General features: G+C 73.1%; 1 protein-coding gene. It reads right to left on the reverse strand.

Going from position 1 to position 1,928, the window contains the following annotated elements; translation table 11 throughout:
• The coding region (locus ACZ7KX_RS42645; RefSeq protein ID WP_470331335.1) for a hypothetical protein at positions 1–1,928 on the reverse strand (1,928 nt) is incomplete at both ends.

Genomic DNA, 1,928 nt, shown 5'->3' on the forward strand with positions numbered 1-1,928 from the left:
CTCCAGCTGGAGCCGCGGGTGGCGCGGGGCTGCACGACGCGCCGTCCGGTGGGCACGGTGACCGGCTCGCCGTCGGCGTCGAGCACCGGCAGGCCGTGGCGGTCGGTGAGCTCCTTCATCTCCTCCACCAGCACGGTGGAGTCCATCGAGCGGGCGTGCTTGCGGCAGGTGCGGGCCAGGGCCTCGGCCTCGCTGGCGGTGACCCGGATCGGCTTCTCGGCCTTCTTCAAGCCCTTGTAGCCCCAGACCCGGCCGGTACCAGGGGAGTTGCCGTCCTCGTCCTCTTCGAGGGCAGTGTCGATCCAGCCTTCGGGCAGGCCGCCGGCCGCGTCGATCTCGGTGATTTCGGCCTTGGCCTGCTCGCGCCACTGGGAGCGGTGGGAGCCCTTCTTGCCGGACTCCTCGCGCTCGGCGGCCTTCCACTCCTCCGGCATGTCGTCCTGGTAGCGCTTGGCGTTGAACTGCCCGTGCTTGGCGAAGTACCGGGCGGCGGTGGCGGGGTCGGTGATGCCGTGGGTGGTGTCGTAGTCGACGCCGGTCCCGGCGGTCAGGTGCTTGGCCGCGTCGGCGGCGATGTGCTCGGCGGCGTGGGCGCACGGCTGGTCGGGGCCGGGCAGGTGGGCCTCGGCCTCGGCCCGGGTGCGGCGGGTGCCGGCCTTCTCGTGCTCCTGGCGGTGCTTGGCGACCTCGTGCGGGCAGCGGCGGGCGTAGGCGTGCCGCTCGACAGCGGCCTCGCGGACGTCGTGGCGGCCGGGGCAGCCGGTCTCCACCGGCTCCTGCACGACGAGCGGTTCGCCGGTCTTGCGGTCCTTGCCGATGACGGCGGGCACGGTGAGCACCTGGCCGTGGTCGTCGCGGGCCTGGCGGAGCGGGGCGCACTTCCCGCCCTTGAGCGAGGCCGGGCAGGCCGGGGAACCGTAGGCGATGTGGGTCCACACCCGGGACAGCCAGGTCTTGTAGGTGCAGCCCGCGCCGACCGGGCGGATGCCGCGCTCGGGGACGCGGGCGCGGCCCTCGGGCTCGCACATGAAGATGTGCACGTGGGGCGCCCCGCGCCGCTGGAACTCGAGCTTCCAGACGGCGATGATCCGGTCGCCCTTCCACATCTCGGTCTCGACCGAGGTGATGCCGGCGGCCTTGAGCTCGGCCTCAACGTCGTTCGATCGGGCGACGTCCGACACGGACGGGAGTTGACGGGCCTTGATCCGGGCGGCGAGCCGGATGCGGTCGACCACCGCGTTGGAAACCTTCTTCCCGTCCTCGTTGAAGTAGGTGGTGACCGGCGTCAGCCGTCCCCAGGCGCGCTCGTGGTAGCGCCAGAACTGGTCCATGTGCTCGTGGAACACCCGGCCGTCCGGCACGACGGACAGCCAGTCGTCACCGTAGGTCAGCGTGTGGATCGGCACCTGCCGGTCACCGGCCCGCGCGATCAGCGGCGTGTAGTCCAGCGCGGCCAGGGTGTAGGTCATGCGGTTGCGGGCCTTGTTGGACAGGCCGAAGATCCGTCCGCGGACCGTGGGCTCGGGGAAGTCGGCGTCGGGGTAGAGGCGGGCCTGCTCGATGACCCGCTCCCACCAGCCCTCGCGGTTGCGGCGGGTGGCCGCGTCGCCGAGCCCGTCGAGGTAGGCCGGTTCCAGCGGCACCGCGAGCTGCACGTCCTCGTGCTCCTGGCGGGCCGCCTCGGCCTCGGCCGCGAGCTCGGCGGCGGTCGGGTCCTGCCCGGCCTGCTGGCGGGCGCCGACGGCCCTCACGGCCTCGGCGAAGACGTGGTCGGCGTAGAGCGCCTTCACCGACGCCTCGCGGCGCTGGCAGGCTCGCAGGGCCGCTCGCTCCTTGGCCTGGGAGTCGTGCGAGCCGATCCGGACGGCGCCGGGGCTGACGTACAGGGTCCACTCGATCGACTGGCCGCCGTCCCAGTGCGCGGCGGC

The organism is Kitasatospora sp. NPDC038210 (assembly GCF_055600605.1).